Origin of the sequence: Paenibacillus sp. V4I3, from assembly GCF_030817215.1 — a bacterium.
GTDB lineage: Bacteria > Bacillota > Bacilli > Paenibacillales > NBRC-103111 > Paenibacillus_E.
Genome location: NZ_JAUSZA010000001.1, coordinates 4,753,274 through 4,770,062, shown reverse-complemented (window position 1 = coordinate 4,770,062; position 16,789 = coordinate 4,753,274). Strand labels below are relative to the sequence as shown.

Below are 16,789 nucleotides of genomic sequence, written 5' to 3'. Positions count from 1 at the left end.
CCTTTCTACCACAAGCTCGAATTCGTTGTTTTCTTGGAAATGTAGTTCGCCGACGTGACCAGAATAAGACCGATGACGCCTTCGAACAGACCAACTGCAGTGGCATAACTGAAGTTCCCGCCGGTGATCCCCATCCGGTAGACGTAAGTGGAGATAACATCTGCCGACTCATAGGTTAATGGATTGTACAAGAGCAGGATTTTCTCAAAATTCGCTCCCAATATGCCGCCAATATCGAGAATGAGCAGCGTCATGATCGTCGGCAAAATACCTGGAATCGTAATGTGCCATGCTAGCCGCAACCGATTAGCCCCATCCACTTTGGCCGACTCGTACAAATCGGTATTGATGCCGGTCATCGCCGCCAAGTAGAGAATGGTGCCCCAACCGAGCCCTTGCCAAATGCCGGACGTCACATAAATCGTCGGGAACCATTGCGGTAAGGATATGAATGCAATTTTCTCCAAACCCAGATTGGTGAGCAGTGTGTTAATCGGCCCGGTCATGGATAGCAATTCTTTGGTCATGCCCGCGACGATGACCATGGAGATAAAGTGAGGCAGATACGATACCGTCTGTACGAATTTCTTGATGCGAATCCGCCGCAGTTCATTCAGCAACAGCGCAAAAATCAAAGTGAGCGGGAAACGAATGACTAAATACAAGACACTTAAATACAAATCGTTGCGGAAGGCTCTCCAAAAGGAGGGATCCTTCATGAACATGGTAAAGTAAGATAATCCTACCCATTCCGTCCCGAACAAGTTAGTTCCGCCTCTATACTTACGGAAAGCGATTACATTACCAAGCATAGGAACGTACTTGAAAATGATAAAGTAAATAACGGGAATAATTAGAAAGGAATATAACTTCCACTCCTTCCTAACGTGTCTCAGAAGAGGGGTCTGTAAAACCGCCTTATTCGCAACTGACATACAATCACCTACCACTTTCTATTGGAAAATTGTCCCCTAATCACACCAAAAAAATCTTCGCAATCGCGCTTCATCACCAGCCGTTTGGATTCGTATACGCTTTCAGAAACCGCATACAAGCTGAACCTCAATTGCCGTTCCCCGTCTTATTCGAGTCATAAAAACCTGTAATTATTAAATATTCCAATCGCAAACTGGTGGGGTTTCATTTGTAGCATGACACCATTTATTTAATATTATTTTACAAAATAGCCTATTTTTTTGCCATAGAAGAATACAAGAAAAGTTGTAATTATTAAATATCTTTTTAAGCGCCATATGGGCATGTTATGATGGACATAGTGCCTCCTTTCCCGAGAAAGGAAGTGATCCTGAATAATCCCGGAGCTGATCTTTGCCATGGACTTCGAGCAGTTCGAATCAATTGTCCCCGAGGTGTTCTTATTCGTCGACCGCCGCTGTTTCCCCGAATGGGAAATCATCCGACAAGAAATCGATTTTCACGACCTGACGTTCATCGTCGAAGGAAAAGCGAATTATTTTGTTAACGGCAAGAAAATCACGGTGGAAGCAGGGGATATGCTTTACATTCCCCAGGGAAGTATCCGCGAGGCGCATACCTTCAAAGATGATCCTATGCATTCCTACGCCTTCAACTTTACTCTGTTGCAGCCCTACGGTGAAATCCGATTTCCGTTCGAAACCGTAACCAAAAATCGAATCTCAAGCGAAATCTTAAACTACATCCTTGAATTTAATCGCGTTTGGAGCGGCATGCAGCCCGGATATCGGATGTTCGCGAGGGGCATCTTTCATTTGATCCTCCACCGGTTGCTGGCGATTTCCTTTCACCATTCCCCGAAATCCCATTTCGATATCCGGATCGACAAAGTCAAGGAGTTCATCATCGACCACTACTCAAATGAGCTGGATTTGGCGACCGTCGCCAAGGTGGTCAATCTGCACCCTGTATATCTCGGCAAGCTCTTCAAAACCAGCACGAGCTTCAGCGTCAAGCACTTCATCAACATCATACGGGTTAACAACGCGGAAATGATGCTATCAGGTGGCGGGTTTTCCGTCTCGGAAGTGGCGGAACGCTGCGGGTACAAAGACATCAGCTATTTCAGTAATGTATTCAGATCCATTAAAGGCTATCCTCCGTCAAAGGCGAGCATGCAAAAAAGAACCTCAGAATGAACCGGGGTTGTTGAACTAGTACAAAAAACAGAAGGCAGTCACTTTATGGAACATTGTGTACTGAGCGAGCTTCCAAGGCTGAAACATAGCTTTCAGTAAGGCACGCCTTTTTGCCAGTTCTGCCATTTGAACGGCGGAGGACAGCCCGAAACAATGCCGTAAGAAAAACCGTCAGGAAGATCATCCTGACGGTCCTTTTAGGTTTGAACAACAACTGAGGCTTCTTCTTTTTGTTTTTTATTTTCTTTCTTCCCTGTGAGATCTCCAATCATCCTCTCCAAGCCCCCCCTCGCACGCTGCATATTTTATCGTTAGTTTGCCCTCTTCTAGACAGTTCCCCCCTTATTTATTACTTACTCTAACGGTATATACTTAATCACATGCTTCTTTGTATAATCATGAATTGAACAAACGCCGATATTCCTGCGGTGTCAATCCGGTGTGCTCCCGGAAACGCGCAATGAAGTAGCTACTCTGGTTGAATCCGGTATACTCGGCCACTTGTTTAATAGTCCATCTGGTAGACACAAGTTGCTGTTTCGCCACTACTAGACGACATTCGAATAACCATTCCATCGGGGTGCGTCCCATGTTGGAAGGCAAACGACTTGCGGCAGGAAGTCTGATTATCCCTCCTTACGGTGTTAAGGTCTTGTCTTTGGATTAAGACTGAATCATTCAACGTAATAAGGAATCTGGTCTAAGAACGAGGCCAATGAATATGTTCTTTCGAATATGGCCCCCTTTCTGTACAATGAAATCAAGAAGATCGCCAACCACCTAAACAGACAAGTGGGATAGCGATCTTCATTTTTTGTATCCAATTTTCTTCTTTTCGTTCAACCGATAATTAGAGTTCCCCTTCAGTAAATGTTAGGATTAGCAGGATATTCTAGTCTTGTGAAGTTCTCTTGTATTCTTGGATGGAAACTCCCGTTACTTTTTTAAATCGGTGGCTAAAATAATAAGGATCCTTTATCCCTACTTTCTCCGCAATCTGATAAGCTTTCCAGTTCGTCTCGTTCATGAGCTTAACGGCTTCATCAATACGAAGTTTTAGCAAATAATCGGTAAAGCCTTGCCCCATTTCCTGTTTGAAGATTCTACTTAAATAACTGGAATTAAGATGGAACTTTTGGGAAACGGAACCCAAAGAGACTTCGGGGTTTCGGAAATCATTTATCATATAGTCCAGTACATTATTTACAATCTCGTTCCTTTTCTTAATTCTTGTACCATGCACATAATCCGCCGCATCTTCAGGCAATTTGGACAAAAGCTGAGTCAATTCGCTAATATTACTACAACCGAACATTCGACTATACAAAGTTCCACTCAACAAATTCGAACGTAACTTAGTGAGGCCCAATTCCGACATTGCAAGTATTGGCTTTCGGTTTTCGTACTGCCGCACGCGGCAAGCGACACCGTTAGGACAGTAACCAAACTTAAACTTTCCATCTTACTGAACAACTTCATTTCTTTGACCTCCCTGTTCTTTATTTATTCGCTTACAATATAATATTACGCTAATCGAAGCTGTCGAAAAATGTAACCGCTTTACTAAAAGATAGAATCTTTTTACTTTAATCCCTTATCCGTCTCGGATCTTGATTGACAGTTTCCATTTTACTTCCTACAACTACATTAACTAATCTGCCGGTTAGGTGAGCAAAGGCTGCCGGCATGATCGGCAGCCTTTGAATGTGTTTATTGAACTGAATTAAATATGAAAGAAAAGATAGTTGATACGTTAGCAGTGAGACAGGCAATTGCACCGTTCCAATATTAATATTTATAACACCGATGGATAACCATTTAGTTGTTGATATAGCGTTCGAAGATGTAACCGAAATCCTTAATCTTTAATTCAGAGTGCTTACCCTTCAACCAATTGTAGGTTGATTCGTTGATTGCATCGAATTGGGCTACTGGGGAAGTAGTTTGAGTTGTGATACGACCTGTCGCTTCCTTAGCAATAACTATGCTTTGCTTCGCGTAACCAAACAAGTCCTCGTTATGTGCTACTGTCTCGGAAATATTAATTAAGGCTTTATACAAGTCTTTGATCTGCTCAATTTGCTTCTTGTCCACATCAATCGAGAAATTGACGTCACCGATTAGGAACTTGATCTCGACGTCAAGATCGATAGTTCCTGCAGTTTCCATATAAACCTTGGAAATTGCATTTGTGTGGTAGCTGTAACGTTTTAGCATACGCTTGCTGCTAATAGCACTATCTCCATCAAGGTGGATTAGGGCAAGGTTGGTAAAGCAGTATTCGTCCTTCTTCGACTTGATGATGAAAAAAATCTTCTCGCCATCTTCATGCATGACATAATCATCTGAATCTACCTTGTCAAAATCACTCGGACTAATTACCTTACCGATATCACTTAAACCTAATGCATCCGCCGCAAACTTCTTGAACAATGGAATCATCCTCTCATTTAGAGTACTAGTTATTTACAACCTACAGTGTAAGGATAGGTTACGCTACAGGTTTGGAAATAAAGATAAATCGGTATCCAACTCGGGATTTAGTAAAACCTAACCTTAGTAAAACCCTATTATACATTACTGGTAGAATTTACATAAGATGTGGTTTTGTTTAAAGAAGCGAAATAATAAAGCCAAATACAATTTTGCATCTGACTAGTAGAGGTTGATGAAACGAAAAAAACAGTAGCTTACTTACCATTCAAGTTTATCTTCCTCCGAGGTGCTGATTATTTTGAAAAACGACAGCAAGATGTCATCATCAAACAATCCGTTCGTAAGCTAGAGAATCTTGGTTTTACAGTAACCATACTGCCTTGAACTGTGAAGTTCCGTTCTATGTTCTCATTTACACTTTTTTAGCCATTAAAGCATCATAAAGCTCTTTAGGCAAGTAACTGGATGTTGCCGTTCCGGATTTCTCGCAATACGTATATAAAGAGTCTAATTCCTTGACGACTTTCATTAGCTTTTTATCAACCAAGCCTTTCGCTGCTTCAAGCTGAGCGCCTTCTCCTTCCGCTTTCATATATGGAATACTGTCCTCATAGCCTTTGACTTTAAATTTCTTACCCGCTACTAGCTTAATGATGTCATCGTCCACAGGAATCACATATTTAGCGCCATCCGTCGTCACCGGCACCTTCAGATCACCAAGCAAAGAAAGAAGTGTCTTGGAGCTTTCTTCCTTAGGAACAATGGTTTGAGCTTTAGCTACAGGGATATAACCGGAAGTACCCTTTGCTTGCAGCTCCATGGGCAATCCTTTGTATTTATATTCTCCGGAAGAATTCGTTATATCTGAATACTTTTTACCTAAACCGATTTCATCCATACCTAATTTAAAAAAGGAGTACTTAAGAATATGGTCTCTTTTCAGTTCAAGGTTCTTGGAAAGCTCAGTTAAAGTTGCAAGGGAACCTATTTCTGTCCATTTGCTGGCGTCAAACACATTGGGAACTTCGTTTTTGGTAATATCCAGAATGGCTTTAAGATTTTTCTCTATGTTGTCCTTTTCACTATCTTGATCCAGTTTACCTCCCAATTCAGTCAATTTCTTAAATTTGTCATTGGTCAAGTTGCCGAAATATTCGCCATCGAAATCGATGTCATCTTTATTAGAGGTTGGTTCTGCACGAATGGATGTATTCGGTCCCATATATTGATTACCACCCTGCCATTCAAAAAATGATTTCCGAACATCCCCAAGTCTTATATTGTATACCTCTTCGTTGTGCCCCCTGCTTTTGTCCAATAAGATTTGTCTATACTCTTCTCTTTTATCGTCTGAATCTTCCACAACCACTTTCAGATTATCTAACATATTTTTCGTTAGCTTATCCGGGATTGCATGCAGCAACACATCTGTATATGGCGTACCTTCTCCAGCTTCTTCTTTTTCTTTCAATTTTTTCAAGGAATCTTCTAATTTGGAGTGAGCAACAATATGATGTGCTGTTAAATCCCACCCTCCGAGCGCCCCGGCTTGTGCATGGGGATTCTCTCCGCGCAGCTGAACTACGTCCGTTTGCGCACGTTCACTGCCGTTGATGGCCGTGGCTGTCTCTACAGATTTGAGCTGCATCGCCTTCGCGCCCATCTGGTCGGCTTCATTCTCCAGCCCTGCATCATCATTAATCTGTACATGCTTGTTCATCTGGAGGGTTGGCTTGACTCTTCCTTGCTTCTGCTGTGCAATATGCCAAGCCTCATGAGGCAAATTCTGCTCCTGTCCGGGTCCTACATGAATATCCGTGCCTTGAGCATATGCGAGAGCTTCTAGTTCTGCTGGTTTGGCAGAATTGTAATGCACCTTCACATCATCCAACGATAAGCCTGAGAGATTCTCAACACCACTCTTTAACTGGTCTGGCAAGCCGGTCTTATTCTCTTTGTCCACGGCTCTTTGAATCGGCAGATCAGACTGGAAACGAGATTTCACCCATTGCTCGGTCGCCCGATTTCCGTATGCTTTCTGAAGCTGCAAGATGTTCGAAGGCAAGACAGGTGAAGAACGTTGACTCTTAATCTGTTGCAATTGCAGCGTCTCATTTTGATTTAGGGATAAACTTTCCTTTTGTTGTGAGTTCTGATTATTATTATTCTCCTTACGTTTATGAGATTGATTCGATTCAAAGACGGGCAAAGTATCGCGACCTTTCTTCTTAGTTTTGAGGGAATCTGGTGTCCACAGCGTGATTTCCCAACCTTTGTGTTTCCGCTGAATCGGCAGTGTGAAGGATAGTACAGGTATTTCTACCTTTATTTTGAATTCATGCACTTTTTCTGCCAAATTCTTGCACTTTTGCAGGTTTTGAGTATCTCAACTCGCTGGATGAACCTCTTTGCGGAGAATCCATACAGTGATCTAACCTGATAGTAACTATCTTTCTAAGATATTTCGACGTAAACTGGACGAAACCTCTTCTCCATACTTAATTCAGTGCACAATTTTACAATCGAATAAAGTCACATTTTTATGTGTTCTACTGCCCTTTACATGAGAAGTATCAAATGAATTTCCTTAAAAATATCGGTATTTTTCAAGTCCATGGTCGCTGTTTGCTTCATATGCTTCTTCCTCTTCACTATTGATTCCATTCCTTCATCGTGATGGCTTTCAATTCTTTTTCCAGTTCCGGACCAAGATATGCTCCTCGACTGAATACCTCACTTCCGGCCATATACATTGTCCTTACTGATGTGCCATCCTGTAAAATGAATTCCATAAAATATTGGAAAGTAGTTTTAGGTACACCGCGTCTATAGATTTCTGGAAGGCTAATTAGTTCACACTCCAGGAACAAATTCGTGATTCTTTCTACTTTTGTCGGATCGATCGTTCGAATGTCCTGATCATGAGTATCGCGGAAGATGATGATTTTAGCCACTTTTCCTTTGATGTCATATAGGTCTTCAATGGTTTTGGCTTTGTGGTTTTCTGTAACTTCATATACTTTACCCCCTGCCATCACACGAAATTTCTCTGAATATCCCTGAATCTCATAAATTTCCGTTCCTTCCTGTAAAAATGCAGCATCCCCATTCTTAGTCTGGTAGTCGGTGCACGTTACATTATCGGCCACTCGGTATTGAACTTCACCCAGCTTCTTCCCCTTTTGCATTGACTGATTTCCGATCTGCTGCTCGGCTCCATAATGAATATCGTTGATCATTAAAAAATCAACCCAATCGATAATCCCGCCGCAATTTGAACTAACGACTGGCCGTAAGATATTCTTTGCTTTTTCAAACGGAGTACAGCTTGTTAGCAAGATTAAAAAGATAACAAATAGCAACTTTCTCATATTTAATCCTTCTTTCGACTAATTCTCATCACTCTCACATCAAAGGTATAGACGGAGTGTGCTTGTAATTGTTTCACAATGGATATTAGAACTATAAGGTGTACGCCGATTTTTATTTTTCTCTAACTCATCGATCGATAACATCTGCATTAACTAATTGTAATATATATATGAAATAACAATAAATGTATCGATTCGATTGAGGGAGTGGGTTTAGATGTCCCGAAAGCATGTGCCTTTCCTTTTAGCCGCGTTAACTGCATTTTTGCTATACGGTTGTCAAATAGAAATGTCTTCCGAACAGTTAACTGATGACCATTTATCTACAACACCCGCTGAAACACAAGCGCCGGCGTATACTCCTATACCAACTTTACTTCCAACTTCAATTGCCTCACCAGAACCTCAACCCCTTCTGCAAGAACCAATAACGATCCTATATGCGGGAGACGCTATGTTTGACTGGTCTGTTAAAGAAGCAATCGCCCAGCATGGCCCTGATTTTCCATTTGTGCATGTTAAAGTAGAAGTAGAAAAAAGCGACTTCGCATTCGTCAATCTGGAAAGCGCAGTTACGCTTGAGAATGACAAAGATAGCAACCAGATTTATAATTTCAAATCCAATCCGGAATCACTTATAGGGCTAAAAAATGCAGGATTTGACATGGTTTCGGTCGCCAATAATCATTCGATGGATTTTTTACTGAAAGGTTTCCTGGACACACTCGATAACCTGGACAAGGCGGGATTGCTCTATGTGGGGGGCGGTCTTAATGCCAAAGAAGCATACAGCGCGAAGAGCATCATTCTAAAAGGAAAAAAGGTGAAATTCCTGGCATTCTCTCGCTTCATACCAACAGGAGATTGGTTTGCTGGGACGAATAAACCGGGGATCGCCCAAGCCTATGATAGGAAACCAGTGCTGGATGCCATAGCCCGTGAACGTGAGGACGCAGATTATGTGTTGGCTTACATCCACTGGGGGGTGGAAATGAAAAACCAGCCAGAAAAGTGGCAGCGCGACTTCGCTCGTCAAATGATTGATGCTGGGGCCGATGCGATCATTGGCAGTCATGTGCATGTGCTGCAAGGGTTTGAGTTTTACAAAGGGAAGCCTATCGCTTATTCCATTGGTAATTTCCTCTTTCCTGACTATGTAAGTGGTCCGAAGGCGGATACGGGACTGCTCTACCTAACGCTGAACGGCGACCGTATCGACATGTCCTTTCACCCTTATTACATCGAGAAAAACCAGATTGTTCCTAAGGGGGATGCGTATGTGAAAAAGCAGCAAACATATCTGGAGTCGATTTCCTACGGTGTAACCTTGGATGGACCGAATGTACGAATGCAAGAAGGAATGGCAAGCCTACAACAAGCAAGTACTAAATAAAGTTGCTTAAGCAAATAAAAGCCCACTCACATCTAATTGTCAGACAAAGAGTAAGTCTTAGACAGAGATCATTGATGTGATCAACTTTTTGAAATACTAAGTGGTCAAGTTTGGTTTAACGTCTACACCTGGACCTTATTCTTGAGGATAGATTAACACGGTAAGCACCAAGTTTTTGTACAAATCTAATAACTGTGGTAATTCATCTCGATCAATATCTAGAGCTTCCTTGGATTCAAAAAACAAATTAAAAATAAAAGAATACGGAGCGGAAGAGCCGTGCCATCATCTCCTTAGGGGGTACTATGATGATAATCCATGACATTAGTGGTATAGTCAATTGCATCGAGTTCTCTATCTCATTCTATTGCAATGCATTCAGGTCAACTAATAGTATGACGACTAATTGACTAACGCTTACACGACTTTTTGCATACAAAAAGACCTGCTTGATCAGCAGGTCTTGAAAGTTAACTATATTTTAGAGAGCGCATCAAAGCAAATTGCTTGGCCAAAAAAAGCGGCGTATACGGCATATCCTTACGAAGCCAAGCAACGATCGTACCGATCAAGGCTGAAGATCCATACCAAATGGCAATATCCTTTTGAATACCTGCTTTGGAAAGGAAAGATTCGTTCCCCATTCTCTCTATTCTTGAGGTTACCAATTCCGTCAGCAGCTTTAACAATCGATCCGTAAAGATCGGGGTACGTTTCGACGCGAGAATGACTTTATAAAATTTAGCATGTTCGGCGATATGTTCGAGTAAGTTCATCAGTAACGGCCAACTCTCTTCTTCTGTGGGATTCTGATTTCCAGGCGCGCATTTCAAAATTCCATTAATGTCCTCGATCATATCATCCGCCATCTTCTCCAGCATATCCGGAATGTCCCGATAATGAAGATAAAAGGTAACACGGTTGATAGTGGCGCGTTCAGCGATGCGATTTACCGAAATTTTCTCGATATCCATTTCCTGAAGCAATTCCACAAAAGCGTCTTTAAGTAATTGACGTGTGCGGAGTATGCGGGGATCGGTGCGGGACGTTCTATTATCCATATATCCCTTTCCTGTCCTTTTATTTAGTAAGCCAGATATAATTTATATTGTGTAAAGTATAATACACATTGTAAATTTAGTCCACGATAAACTTGAAAGATTAAACAGGTGAGTATAAGTATACATTAGAATGCAGTTCCATAAAAAAGGAACCCATCCACTTCTATGTCCTTCGGGATAGCTCCGAACGCGAAAAATACTCTACATAAATATCCTTTTCCTTTCCTTTACAAAGTAGGCTACAATTTCCGGTCTTACGTCGTATTTTTTCAAGATAAACTACATAAAAGTTTTCCGTATAAACTAATTTACACTTTGTCAAAGTATATCGCTTGTAAACATACTATTTCTGGATATAATTTAATTTACAGATTGTTTATTATATAACATACTGTAAATTATTTTATAGACATTTCGGAGGTGTAATTTCTTTATGTACAAAGAACTTATTTCATTGCAAGACATCACAAAGTTTCAAACGAGATCTGAGGAATTTTTTCCTCTAGATTGGTACAAGAAGAGCTGAGTAATGACCCCGTTTATTTTCATAAAGAAACAGATACCTGGAATGTTTTTAGGTATGATGATGTCAAACAGGTATTGAGCAACCATGAAATATTTTCAAATGAAGGCTCAAGAACAACGGTAACTGTTGGTGCGAAAAATAAAGAAGGAACGGCCCCAAGTAAAATAATGATTTCGAGCATGGACTCTCCCCAACATCAAAAATCTCGTACGCTGTTGTCAGCAGCTTTTACACCACGCAGCTTAGTAAATTGGGAACCACGAATCAGGCAAATTGCGAATAAACTTGTAGATGACATGGAGGCAAATGCCATTGTCGACATTGTCCAAGCACTGGCAGGGCCCTTACCTTGTATGGTAATGGCCGACTTATTTGGTGTCCCCTCAAAGGATAGTTTCTTGTTTAAAAATTGGGTTGATATTCTATTTCAACCTAATATCAAAGAAAACCAGGATGAGATCGAATATAAAAAGCAGTCTGCTGCCAAGGAGTATTACCAATACCTGTATCCTATTGTTGTTCAAAAAAAGTTAAATCCCTCTGATGATATCATCTCGGACTTATTGAAAGTTGAGATAGAGGGTGAAAGATTTACGGAAGATGAGGTCGTTCGAACAACCATGCTTTTGTTAGGGGCAGGCGTCGAAACAACAAGTCACACGCTTTCAAGTACCTTTTATTCGCTTCTGTACGATGATAACACGTTATATGAACAATTAAGAAATGACTTGGAACTCGTTCCAAAAGCAGTTGAAGAAATGCTTCGTTACCGGTTTCAGATCTCAAAAAGGCATCGTACGGTTAAAGAGGATAACAATATTTTGGGTATTGAATTAAAAAAGGGGGATGTTGTCATCGCGTGGATGAGTGCAGCCAATATGGATGAAAATATGTTTGAGAATCCGTACGTTCTAGATATTCATCGTAATAATAATAAAAAGCATTTAACATTTGGAAATGGACCGCATTTTTGTCTTGGCGCACCTCTTGCAAGATTAGAATTGAACATAGCCTTAACGGCATTCCTACAAAAAATTTCTCGTATAGAACCAATGGAGTCATTTGACTTGGAGAATAATTTGACTACTTCTGCTCCAGGCCAATCATTGATTCATCTACCGTTGAAAATATATAAATAAAGAGGAAATCCTGCGAATGAGCGTGCATTCGTAAGAAAATTCACCATACCGAGGGTTCTATAATAAACAGCGGCAGTCAAGGACTTTATTTTTAAGCCCTAGACTGCCGCTGTTTATTTTATTTGGATCAGTCTTCAATAATCTCGATTGCATTGTTTTACCTTCATTTTGGAACCCGCTTTGCCAGTGTTTACTTTGATATACACCTCTTGACGGCGAATAAGGATTCGGTCTCGGGACGGCAGTGGCAGATTTGCTCTTTGTTTTGTTCGACATAGTTTCCCGTTAGCCATCCATGCCCCAAAATGTAACCCAATTAGAGAACAGTACTTCGAAAAACCAAAACTTTCAGGTTATTTTAAGGTTGTTTTCAGTAGATTTTCAGATAATATTGTTAGTATAAAAATCAAACTTATCAACACTACACTTTATAGTGTCGATTCATTATTTTTTGCACTAAAACACTACGTTGTGTAGTGTTCAAGAAGTGGAGGTAATGTTACAGAGGTATTCCTTTTATAAAATAGTATTTATAGATTACATCCACATGGAGGGATAAAGATGAAACTAAAACTAACGACGTTGGCTGTTGGAGCTTTTGTTGTAATAGGTGGAGCTTATTATGCTTATGATTACTATGCCGGCAATCATGTGACCATTCGGGAAGTTATACCTGTGAATAGCTCTTCTACTCAGGTCAGTACAGCTGCTGCTGTTAATACAGGAAAATTGAACGGGGACTGGAGCATTCAGCCAGATTCTAAAGTCTACTTCTCAGTGACCACATCCAAGGAAAAAGTTAACTTTGAAGGCAGCACAGTAACAGGAAAATGGGCATTAAACACCGCTGAACTGGCCAAAATGAAAGCAGAAGCCTTCGTTGGTATCGATTCGCTGCAATCTGGTAATTCCCAAAGGGACGGCCACATTAAAGGTCAGCAATACTTAAATGCACAAACGTTCCCTGAAGCCAAGTTTACGCTCAAATCAATCGATAACTTTCCGAAAGAATGGAAAGAAGGTGAGAAAGTCTCCTTTGACATGCTAGGAACTCTCACAATTAAAAATATAACGAAAGACGTAATATTTAAGACCGATGCTGTTTATAACCAGGATGTTATTAATCTTGGGGGCAGTACCTCTGTGACTTTTGATGATTTTGGGATGAAGAATCCACATACCGTTGTTCTGGACACAGAAAATAATGTATCAATCACTCTGAGTCTGGTCATGGGCAAGAAGACAACTTCTTAATCGTCTTACTCTTAAAAAGAACAAAGCCGCATTTTCTGCGACTTTGTTCTTTTCATTTGTGATTGTGTCGGTTTCTATCCTTTTGCGCTATATAGCTGTTTGAATTCAGATGGTGTCATGCCTGTATGCTTTTTAAACAGTTCACTGAAATGCGGCCTGTCTTCATATCCGAGTGCTTGCGCAATTTCTTGAACTTGTTTGCCTTGGGCGAGCAAGATCTTGGCCTGCTCCATCCGCTCTGTTGTCACAAACTGAACGACGGTCATACCCGTGACTTTCTTAAACAGATTGGCAAAATAACTGCCGCTCAAATATACCAGCTTGGCATAATCATTAACAGTCATGTTCGATGCCACATTTTGACGTATGTGCTCAATAACTTGTTCCACGACTTGGTTTGCATCTTCCACATGTCGTTTTTGAATCATTTCGCAGCCGATCTTGCACAGTTCCTTGATGTTTTCTTGGAGTTCCTTTAGCTTATAGGATGAAAGATTTTTGAAGTACATAACATGACGTTCGACCTGTTTCATTTCTTCAAACGTCAGTTTTTCGGAGAAAACACGATTGATCAGAAAAGCCAACTCATCGCAATACCCCTTAACCGCCTCGGGAGCTGGTGGCACGGAAACAGTAACGGTTTCCTCAAATAGCTCGTCCACAATAGCACATGCTTTATGCAAGTTTCCAGACCGCAGGCAATAAAAAAGTTCTTTTTCCTTTTCTGGAGAGTAGCGCGGCGCTGTCTGGTGGATCGGGCTCATATGTCGATAACTGTACACAGTATTGCCGCCAGTATAGAAACTATAAGAAAGGGCCGCGAGTGCTTGCGCATAGGAGTGCGAAATTTGATGTATCGCCTTTACTTCTTCTCCAAGACCCAGGGATATGGTGTATCTGGAATACTTTTCAACATTTTCACGGCACTGCTCCGAAATGGCTTCCACGCTAAGTGAATCCGGCGGATTGAATATGACTACAAACCGGTTCGTGTTATCACGGAACACAAATCCTTTGGTGAACCGCCTTAAACTTTCTTCCAAAATGTTTTGCACAGTAAACCGGATCAGCTCTACCTCTTGCACAGGAAGAGTCTCGGTTTGTTCAGTGAACTGATCGATTTCCGTCAGCATAACAACAAAGCGCTCCCGCTCCAGTCCGATGTTCAAGAAGTCCCAACGTCTGGCCGCTTGTTCGGGTGTCGTTCGAAATTGCAGCAGCAGTTGAAAATATTCCTGTCTTAAATACGGCAAGCTCTCCCGCAGCTTTCTTTCCATCTCATGATAGCGCTCAGTCTCCCCCATTTCCTCTTCAATCGACTTTCTCGCCTTTAAGACCACTTCGATAATTTTTTGCGGCGTATACGGTTTGACAATATAATCGAATGCTCCGAGCTGAACAGCCTGCTGCGCATACTCAAAATCGGTATAGCCGCTTAAAAAAACAATTCTCGTACGTGGAAACTTTTTCAATACCTGCTTGGTCATCTCCAAACCGTTTATTTTGGGCATCCGAATATCGGTCAAAACAATATGGGGCTCCGTTTGATGGATGAGTTCAATACCTTTCTCACCGTTGCTCGCTGTTCCTACAATGCGAATGCCGTGAGACTCCCAATTTATTTGGTCCGAGATTCCTTGCACTACGGTCTTGATATCATCAATTACGCACATCCTAAGTTCTGTCGTCATCGTTATATCCCTCCCCTGCTAGTGGTATTGTTAATGTGACCGAGGTAGATACATGGGGTTCGCTGCTCAAGTCGATATCAGCTTCACTACCGTAATGAAGCCGCAAACGTCCATAAACGTTACGGAGGGCATAGCTTTTTTTCAAAGATTGTTCTATCCGTATGTCAGCCTTTACTGTTTGGACGTCCATGCCAGCACCGTTGTCCTCCACACGTAGACGCAGAGTATCGCTCAGACATGTAATTGAAATCCTGATTTTTCCCATTTCCTCCATTTCTTCAAATCCGTGCAGTATGGAGTTTTCCACTAAGGGCTGCAAAATAATTTTCAATATCGGTTTCTCCAGCAGCGAATCATCCTCCAGCTCAATCGTATAATCGAACAGACCTTCATAGCATTTTTGCTGAAGATTTAAATACTGCCTAACATGATCAATTTCCTTGGCTAGTGTCGTTAACTCGTTCCCACCGTTGAGTCCCAATTGGAACAGCAGTGACAGTGAGGTGATCATCTCCGTGACATCTTGATTCTGGGAGGATTCTGACTTCCAAATGATCGTGTTTAATGTGTTATACAAAAAATGGGGATCTATTTGAGCCTGCAGTGCTTTGACCTCCATTTTACGTTTCTCAAACTCGGCTTCCTTGACGTCATCAATAAGCGAAGAGATTTCCTCCAGCATACGGTTAAACTTTAATCCGACCTGTGTAACCTCATCCTCATATTTGCTGGTAAACCGCACATCGAGGTTATTTTGCTCAACCTTCTTCATCAGCCCCTGCAGTTTGTGCAGAGGCTTCAATAATAAACTCGAGATAACATTAGAGAGCAAGAATGCCAATACGGCACAGCACAACATGATCAATAATGTGGTCGTTTTGATATTGTTCACCTGACGAAGCAATTCCGACTGTGTTTGAACGCTGACCATCGTCCAATCATCCACCATGGTTAGCCTTGAATAATTAACTAAATAAGAGTTCCCCCCCATGTTATATTTGAAAAAGCCTCTGTCTTGGCCCTGCAGCAAATTCATGAATCCAGGATCATGTTGAAAAGAAGATGTCTGGGAATTAAGCGGAAGCACGGCGTCACCGCTCCTTGACATTAGAAAATAGTTGTCCGCAGGATCGAGCAAGTCGTCGGTGACAGCTTTACGGATTACGTCTTCCTTTACATTAACTACAACATAAACATCTTGAACATTAAATTCTGTTATCGGTTTCATGATCAAAGAAATGACCCTCTGATTTCCTGAAAAAAGCGGATCCTGATGATCTTCCACCCATATGACACGCTCGGGCCTATCTAGATAACGCGAAAATATCGTATCCTTGAATCGGTTCTGATTGTTACGGAGATCGGTTGTAGCATATAGTTCGCCTACAGGCGTGTAGATCAAGACAGATTGAATGGAAGGCTCAATCAGTTTCATTTGTCCAAGCGGCGTTTGCAGAGATGACAACCTTGTATAATAAGATCCCGAATCTCTCGCGTACACGTCCTCCATAGCCATCTTGAACGAATCACTGAGCATCATGGTTGAAGCCGTCACAACGATATGCCGAAGCTTTTCGTCAAGCACGCTCGCGGATTTATTAAGCGTATTCTGACTGGATAGAAACGCTTCCTTTTCTGTCGATCGAAAGGCAATCCAATAAGACATCGTACCCGTTAGCGCGATTGAGAGAATAGTCAGCATCAGAAACGAAATCCACAACCGGCGGCGGAGCGAAAGCCGGTAAAACCATTTTTTCAAGCTGCCCCCACCCTTTCTAAAGAG

12 protein-coding genes and 1 pseudogene are annotated in these 16,789 nt (G+C 41.5%); 4 read left to right on the top strand and 9 right to left on the bottom strand.

Annotated elements, in window-relative coordinates; all coding sequences use genetic code 11:
• Positions 1-5: 5 nt before the first annotated feature.
• Positions 6-935, bottom strand: a complete 930-nt coding sequence (locus QFZ77_RS21940; protein WP_307442669.1) for an ABC transporter permease — start codon at positions 933-935, stop codon at positions 6-8.
• Between the two features lie 399 nt (positions 936-1,334).
• On the opposite strand from QFZ77_RS21940, the gene QFZ77_RS21935 reads away from it, so the two are divergent.
• Positions 1,335-2,135: a helix-turn-helix transcriptional regulator gene (locus tag QFZ77_RS21935; protein WP_307442668.1), complete on the top strand. Its 801-nt coding sequence runs from the start codon at positions 1,335-1,337 to the stop codon at positions 2,133-2,135.
• A 396-nt stretch (positions 2,136-2,531) separates the two neighbouring features.
• On the opposite strand, the gene QFZ77_RS37875 is transcribed toward QFZ77_RS21935, so the two are convergent.
• The 5 genes from QFZ77_RS37875 to QFZ77_RS21915 all read right to left on the bottom strand — a co-directional run bounded on the left by QFZ77_RS37875 (position 2,532) and on the right by QFZ77_RS21915 (position 7,942).
• A complete protein-coding gene (locus tag QFZ77_RS37875) occupies positions 2,532-2,726 on the bottom strand; it encodes a helix-turn-helix transcriptional regulator (protein ID WP_373462757.1) in 195 nt (64 codons plus the stop codon).
• A gap of 301 nt (positions 2,727-3,027) precedes the next feature.
• Positions 3,028-3,462: a helix-turn-helix domain-containing protein gene (locus tag QFZ77_RS21930; RefSeq protein WP_307442667.1), complete on the bottom strand. Its 435-nt coding sequence runs from the start codon at positions 3,460-3,462 to the stop codon at positions 3,028-3,030.
• 491 nt (positions 3,463-3,953) lie between these two features.
• On the bottom strand, positions 3,954-4,568 hold the full coding sequence (locus QFZ77_RS21925) for a PH domain-containing protein (RefSeq protein WP_307442666.1): 615 nt from the start codon (positions 4,566-4,568) through the stop codon (positions 3,954-3,956).
• Positions 4,569-4,983: 415 nt separating this feature from the next.
• Positions 4,984-6,927: an eCIS core domain-containing protein gene (locus tag QFZ77_RS21920; RefSeq protein ID WP_307442665.1), complete on the bottom strand. Its 1,944-nt coding sequence runs from the start codon at positions 6,925-6,927 to the stop codon at positions 4,984-4,986.
• 295 nt (positions 6,928-7,222) lie between these two features.
• Positions 7,223-7,942, bottom strand: coding sequence for a hypothetical protein (locus tag QFZ77_RS21915; RefSeq protein ID WP_307442663.1), 720 nt, complete (start codon positions 7,940-7,942; stop codon positions 7,223-7,225).
• Positions 7,943-8,159: 217 nt separating this feature from the next.
• Here QFZ77_RS21915 and QFZ77_RS21910 point away from each other — a divergent pair, with 217 nt between their 5' ends.
• On the top strand, positions 8,160-9,335 hold the full coding sequence (locus QFZ77_RS21910; RefSeq protein WP_307442662.1) for a CapA family protein: 1,176 nt from the start codon (positions 8,160-8,162) through the stop codon (positions 9,333-9,335).
• A 470-nt stretch (positions 9,336-9,805) separates the two neighbouring features.
• Here the strand turns inward: QFZ77_RS21910 and QFZ77_RS21905 are convergent, their stop codons facing one another.
• On the bottom strand, positions 9,806-10,396 hold the full coding sequence (locus tag QFZ77_RS21905; protein WP_307442661.1) for a TetR/AcrR family transcriptional regulator: 591 nt from the start codon (positions 10,394-10,396) through the stop codon (positions 9,806-9,808).
• Positions 10,397-10,829: 433 nt separating this feature from the next.
• Here QFZ77_RS21905 and QFZ77_RS21900 point away from each other — a divergent pair.
• Positions 10,830-12,061 (top strand): annotated as a pseudogene (locus tag QFZ77_RS21900) (cytochrome P450).
• A gap of 561 nt (positions 12,062-12,622) precedes the next feature.
• Entirely contained in the window at positions 12,623-13,315 is a 693-nt protein-coding gene (locus QFZ77_RS21895) for a YceI family protein (protein ID WP_307442659.1), read from the top strand.
• Between the two features lie 74 nt (positions 13,316-13,389).
• Here the strand turns inward: QFZ77_RS21895 and QFZ77_RS21890 are convergent, their stop codons facing one another.
• Positions 13,390-15,006 (bottom strand): response regulator, encoded by a 1,617-nt coding sequence (locus QFZ77_RS21890; RefSeq protein ID WP_307442656.1) that lies wholly within the window; start codon positions 15,004-15,006, stop codon positions 13,390-13,392.
• Complete coding sequence (locus QFZ77_RS21885) at positions 14,990-16,765, bottom strand: sensor histidine kinase (protein ID WP_307442654.1); 1,776 nt, start codon at positions 16,763-16,765, stop codon at positions 14,990-14,992. Before QFZ77_RS21885 ends, QFZ77_RS21890 begins: the two co-directional genes overlap by 17 nt.
• Positions 16,766-16,789: the final 24 nt, after the last annotated feature.

Coding starts and splice junctions, on each gene's coding strand:
- QFZ77_RS21940 (WP_307442669.1), bottom strand. CDS start 935: ATGTCAGTTGCGAATAAGGCGGTTTTACAGACCCCTCTTCTGAGACAC.
- QFZ77_RS21935 (WP_307442668.1), top strand. CDS start 1,335: ATGGACTTCGAGCAGTTCGAATCAATTGTCCCCGAGGTGTTCTTATTC.
- QFZ77_RS37875 (WP_373462757.1), bottom strand. CDS start 2,726: ATGGGACGCACCCCGATGGAATGGTTATTCGAATGTCGTCTAGTAGTG.
- QFZ77_RS21915 (WP_307442663.1), bottom strand. CDS start 7,942: ATGAGAAAGTTGCTATTTGTTATCTTTTTAATCTTGCTAACAAGCTGT.
- QFZ77_RS21910 (WP_307442662.1), top strand. CDS start 8,160: ATGTCCCGAAAGCATGTGCCTTTCCTTTTAGCCGCGTTAACTGCATTT.
- QFZ77_RS21905 (WP_307442661.1), bottom strand. CDS start 10,396: ATGGATAATAGAACGTCCCGCACCGATCCCCGCATACTCCGCACACGT.
- QFZ77_RS21895 (WP_307442659.1), top strand. CDS start 12,623: ATGAAACTAAAACTAACGACGTTGGCTGTTGGAGCTTTTGTTGTAATA.
- QFZ77_RS21890 (WP_307442656.1), bottom strand. CDS start 15,006: ATGACGACAGAACTTAGGATGTGCGTAATTGATGATATCAAGACCGTA.